Genomic DNA, 5389 nt, shown 5'->3' with positions numbered 1-5389 from the left:
AACCACGGACAGCGGTCCCGACATCGCCGGCGAGGCTCAGGCCATCGATAGCCCGACCGTCGAGCCCCCTTCGTTTGACACCCTCAATGAACGGTACGGCGAATATTTCAGCCATATCCTGTACGATCCCTTGCGGGCTCCGTCCACGGCCGCCTACCGATTAAGGCGCGACCTGTCCCAGGAAGCCTATCAGAGTCTGCTGACCCGCCTGCAACAGGACCGGATGGTACGTTACGCGCATCCGGCCTGGAACATCGGCGACCGCCTCTTCGCCCCTCTGGAACAGATCGAAATCATCTGGAAAACCGCCAGCGACGCGCGCCGTCGACAGGCACTGCTGCAAGCTGTCGCCGCAACGGCCGACGGTGACGGCCCGGTTTCCAGCCGGCAGCAGGTCACCATCGATCCCTGTCGGCAAAGCGTCTGGGAAAGCGCCAACCTGCTTGCCGAAGACATTCTGGTGGAGCAGGCCCGGCCGCTGCTGATGCCGTTGGTTCCGCCGGTAGGCGTCCGTTTTTCCCTCGGCATGAACGGCGCCACTCCAGGCACCCCGATTCCGTTCGTCCTGGAAATCCGCTTCACCGAACGCATTAAAATCGAATCGAGCACCATCGCCAACCTCAATCTCAAGCCATCGGGGATCTTCCACAATCTGTACGACATCAGCTATGACGCGCCGTTAAGCGCCATAGACCTGAATCACAGCCCCATCCGCATCACCGGAAAACTCAGAATCTACGCCACCGGCGAATACAGCATCCCCGGCATCCCCGTCTATTACATCGACAGCCGCGCGCCTCAAAGCCAGGTGCAGCTGATCAAAACCGTCGAAGAACCGGTGCGCATCGCCGCCATGATCCCGGAAAGCACCGAAGGGTTCGATCTGCAGGTCGCTGCCGCGGGCCCCCTGACAGTGCCCGGACCCCGCCGGGCAACAAGCTCCCTCACTCTCCAGATAACGCTGCTGGCCGTTGGCCTTCTTTTGTCCGGGCTGGCCGCCGTTGCAACATGGTGGTGGCGTAAAAATATGAAAGAAGCGGACATACAGCCCGAAAACCATGTTTTAAATCAGCTGCAAACCGATGTGGACAACGCGATTGCCGCCGTTCGTCAACATGGAAGCCGGGATGCGCTGGCCGGGCTCGGCGTGGCCCTCAAGGCATACCTGGCTGAATTTTCCGGAATCGCCATGGACCGCCAGGGGGGCAGTCACGTGTCATTCCTGCGCCGCATCGAAGCCACCCTTCCAGCATCTGCCCGGCAAGCCGCCTCCGAGGTGCTTGCCTGTATCGACCATAGCTTGGCTCAGGAAACCGCTGGTATCCCGGAAGATCTGACGGCACGGGCGGGATGGCTTATCGAGACCCTGCAGGGATTGGCCAGCCCTGCTCAGCCATCGGACGAGCCGGAGCCAGAACACCATGGCTGATTTGCAACTCCAGTACCCTCTGGCGCTGCTGCTGCTTTTTCTGGCGCCCGGATTCCTGTGGCTGCGCCGGCGCACGCGACGCAAGCTGCCATTTCCCGCGGTGCCCCCGGAAATGGCGCAACTGCGGCCCGGATTCTGGAAACGCAACTACAACGGCATCCTGTTCGCCCTGGTGTATACATGTTTGGTCGCAAGCCTGGCCAATCCCGGGTACTCTCGCGAAACGATGGAAGAATTCATCGAATCGAAATGGATATTCCTGGCCCTTGACCTGTCCGGCTCCATGAAACGTCCGGTCAGCCGCTACTCCGACCAGACCCTGGGAGACCTTGCCCTGGATGGCATCGCTTCGTTTGTCGATATGCGCCGCGACGACGACTACATCGGTTTGATCGCCTTTTCCAGCTATGCCAAACTGCTGGCGCCGCTGACCTTCGACAAGCAACTGCTCAAGGCCAAACTCGATCTGGTGCGCAGCAGAAACCATTCGCGGATTTACCGTGAACTCGGTGCGGGGGGCGGCACCAACGCCTCGGAAGCGGTATGGCTGTCTTTGTCCGCGTTTTTTTCCATGCTGCCCGAGGAAAACCGCTTGACCGTCGAGCAGATTGCCGGCATGCGGGAATTCCTGCTCGGAAAACCGGGATCCTTGCTCGATATCCCGCGGAAAATCCGCGACGCCGCGCTCGGCAGGGGCATGGCCGTCATCCTTTTCACCGACGGGCGCATCGAGCCGACCCAGCGTGCCCATGTGCGCCACGGCGGCCTGCCGAACCTGGTCAACCTCATCACGTTGATGAAAGCGGTCGGCGTGCGGTTTTACATTATTTCCGTTGGCGGCGAAGTCGATCAGGCGGTGGAGGAAGCCATGCAACCGGCGGCGGGCGAAGCCACCGTCGGGCGCATTTTCGTCACCTCCAGGGGACTGGACCAGACACAGATCGAGGAGGTCTACCGGGAAATCGATATTCTGGAGACCAACCGCAACCTGACGCGAATTACCCTGCAACCCCGCTGGCTGCGGCAGCCACTGACCCTTCTGGGGCTTGGACTTGCCATCCTGCATCTGCTGCTGCGCAGCGTACCGGGGTTGCGCAAACTGTAAATGGCACTTTGGACCCATGACACGCCGACCGTTGCCGGCGCGTCTCCCAGGGAAAATTTTCCGCCGACCACTGCGAGGAATGCATCATGGCTCTTTTTTCGAATATTCTTCGGCGTTATCAACCCGCGATCCCCTTCATCCTGGCCACCATCGGCCTCACCGGTTTGCTGCTGGTGACCATTGGCGGCGTCGGCCTGTGGCGCAAGGTCCAGCATCACACGGCTCTGGAAAGGCTCAACACGCGCCTGGCAAGCGTGTCCGGCATCAAAGAACACGCCGCCGCCGCGGCCGAACTTGAAAAAATCACTGCCGATGCCGAAAAATCCGGACTGTCCCTGCCGCAAGCCGAGTATGCCCTGCTGGCGCGCACATGGCGAGCCCGTGTCGACGACTTCAAACAGATCACCGCCGCCCTCAACAATCGTTATCTGGCCGTCTCCCAGCAGCAGGATCTGAAAACTTTTCACGAACAGCTGCTCGCTTTACGCGACAGCTGCACAGCAGCTCTGGAAAACCCCGAAGCCCTTTTTGCCCCCATGCAATGGAAGTTGCACAATCTCAAGGGGAACGTTTCGGTCATGCTGGCCTACAGCGTACTGGCCTTCGAACAGGATGGGCGCAAGGCGGCAAAATTTCTGTCCGACGCCGTTGACGATTACAAAACCGCCATCGATCTCGTCGACGGTCTTCGCAGCACGTCACTGCAAAGGGCAATACCACGCTGGAACCTGGAACTTATCGTCGGGCTCGGTGAATACAGGCGCATCGGCCTGAGTGAAATCCCCCAGGAAAACATGTCCGAGGTGCAGGAACAACTCGAGGCGTTCATCCCGGATGTGGCCGGCTTCGCGCCCGGCGTGCCCCTGGACACCAGGGTGGAGAAATAGGCCAACGCCATGCGCTTTAGTCATCCGCACTGTTTCTGGCTGTTACTGCTGCTTGTCCCCGTTGCGTGGCGCATCTGGTCCACGGAGCGGTTTCTGGAGCGGTTGCGGCATCGGTTTCGATTCGATCGTAACGGCAGGGGAGCCTGGAGGCTTTATGGTCGCTGCCTGCTGCCTCTGCTCGGGCTGGCTGGAATGGTAGCCGCACTGGCCGGCCCCGCCATCACCGTCCTGCGGCAGGGAAACATCAGCGACAATCTGGTGCTGGCGATCGGCATCGATGTCAGCAAATCGATGCTCGCCGAAGACATGGCTGTCGGACGGCTATCGGGCCAACCGGCGGTGACCTCCGTATCCAACCGCCTGAATGCCGCCCGGCAACTGGTTCTGACGCTGCTGAGCCGACTGGAGGGAGAAAAGGTCGGTCTGTTCTTTTTTGCGCGCAACGGCATCGAAGTCGTCTCACCGACCCGCGATCACGGATTTCTGCGCTATATGGCGACGCATACCGATCTCGGCGATCTGACCGAATCGGGCAGCAACCTGATAGCCGCACTCGACAGCGGCATACTGATGGCTGCCAGCCAGACCGGCACCCCCGCCCGTGCAGTGATTCTGCTGACAGATGGCGAAGATACCGAAAACAACCAGGCAGAAATCCTGCAAAGCATCACCTCGCGTGACGCGCCCCCGCCCCCCGTGTTTACGATCGGCATCGGCCGCGAACGGGATGTCTTCATCCCCATACGACGCAAAGGCGCCGCCGATATCGACGGTTTTTTCACGGACAGCGAGGATATCCCCCTCAAAACCCGACTCGATGCCCGGACCCTGCGGGCCATCGCCGAAACCACCGGAGGCTCCTATATCCAGCTGACCGGCGAATCGCTCGATGACGTCGCTTCGCAACTGTTGCGCAATATCGGCACCACGGCGGCAACCCCCGCCGATCTGCCCCCGCGCCCCGCGCCTTTCGACCTTGCGCCTCTGTTTCTGGCAACGGGCCTGCTATGCTACATCCTGTTTTTGCTGCTCTAGTCAAAAACCCTGTCAACCCTTGGAAACAAGCCAAAAAACCACGCCGTTTCAATTCCTCCCAAAAACTTTTTTCAATAATGTTTTCAATGTGTTTTGAAATTCTGGAGAGAATTTATGACCATTTTGGAAATGTATACAGCATACCTTATTGAACTTTCGTTCTATTTTGTGTTATAAGTCAACAAATTGGAAAAAGTCTTTGACAACAGCATCAGCACCTGACGCAAAATTCCGATCTCCGAGCCTCGCTGCCTACTGGGAAGGTCCTTATGGCGACAGGCCGAAGGGTTCCGCTGGAAACAGTGGCGCCTCCCTCTCTGGAAAGGAGATTTCACCCGGAACCATTCCAAGAAAAGCAAAATTGGGAGGAAGCAAGACAATGAACAAAATTTTGCGCGTAAACATGAACGACCTTACCTGCAAGGTCGAGGAAGTCCCCGCCGAATACGCCACCTTGGGTGGCCGTGCGCTGACTTCCACCATCGTGGCCAAGGAAGTTCCCCCGCAGTGCCATCCCCTCGGCCCCAACAACAAACTGATTTTTGCTCCCGGCATGCTGTCCGGCACCCCGGCCGCCAACTCCGGCCGCATGTCTGCCGGCGCCAAGAGCCCGCTGACCGGCACCATCAAGGAATCGAACTCCGGCGGCACCAGCGCTCAGCAGTTCGCCAAAATGGGCATCAAGGCCATGATCATCGAAGGCCAGCCCAAGGATGACAAATGGTACCGCCTGCATGTCACCATGGACGGCGTGACCTTCGAGGACGCCACCGAGCTGGTCGGCAAGCAGAACTTCGACGTCATTGACGCCATGAACGCCAAATACGATACCAAAATCGGCGTCATGACCATCGGCATCCCCGGCGAAAACCGCCTGGCCGCCGCCAACATCTCGGTGAAGGACCCCGACCAGAAGATCCGCTCCCATGGCCG

5 protein-coding genes and 1 riboswitch are annotated in these 5389 nt (G+C 59.4%); all 5 genes read left to right on the top strand.

What is annotated here, in order from left to right; all coding sequences use genetic code 11:
* Positions 1–1429: hypothetical protein (locus AB7E65_RS11760; protein ID WP_428745988.1), on the top strand; the 1429-nt coding region annotated here is incomplete at its 5' end.
* Positions 1422–2534: a vWA domain-containing protein gene (locus AB7E65_RS11755; RefSeq protein ID WP_072286302.1), complete on the top strand. Its 1113-nt coding sequence runs from the start codon at positions 1422–1424 to the stop codon at positions 2532–2534. The genes AB7E65_RS11760 and AB7E65_RS11755, both read left to right, overlap by 8 nt.
* Positions 2535–2620: 86 nt before the next feature.
* Positions 2621–3421 carry a hypothetical protein gene (locus tag AB7E65_RS11750; protein ID WP_072286303.1) on the top strand — a complete coding sequence of 267 codons (801 nt, stop codon included), beginning with the start codon at positions 2621–2623 and terminating at the stop codon, positions 3419–3421.
* A gap of 9 nt (positions 3422–3430) precedes the next feature.
* The gene (locus tag AB7E65_RS11745) at positions 3431–4456 is read left to right on the top strand and encodes a vWA domain-containing protein (protein WP_072286304.1); all 1026 of its coding nucleotides are present in this window, start codon (positions 3431–3433) and stop codon (positions 4454–4456) included.
* A 224-nt stretch (positions 4457–4680) separates the two neighbouring features.
* A riboswitch (molybdenum cofactor riboswitch) is annotated at positions 4681–4800 on the top strand.
* Positions 4801–4835: 35 nt separating this feature from the next.
* A partial coding sequence (locus AB7E65_RS11740; RefSeq protein WP_428745987.1) for an aldehyde ferredoxin oxidoreductase N-terminal domain-containing protein occupies positions 4836–5389 on the top strand: 554 nt, incomplete at its 3' end.

The sequence above is a fragment of the Syntrophotalea sp. genome, assembly GCF_050253115.1.
GTDB classification, from domain to species: Bacteria; Desulfobacterota; Desulfuromonadia; order Desulfuromonadales; family Syntrophotaleaceae; genus Syntrophotalea; species Syntrophotalea acetylenica.
This window is presented reverse-complemented; position numbering and strand designations above follow the sequence as displayed.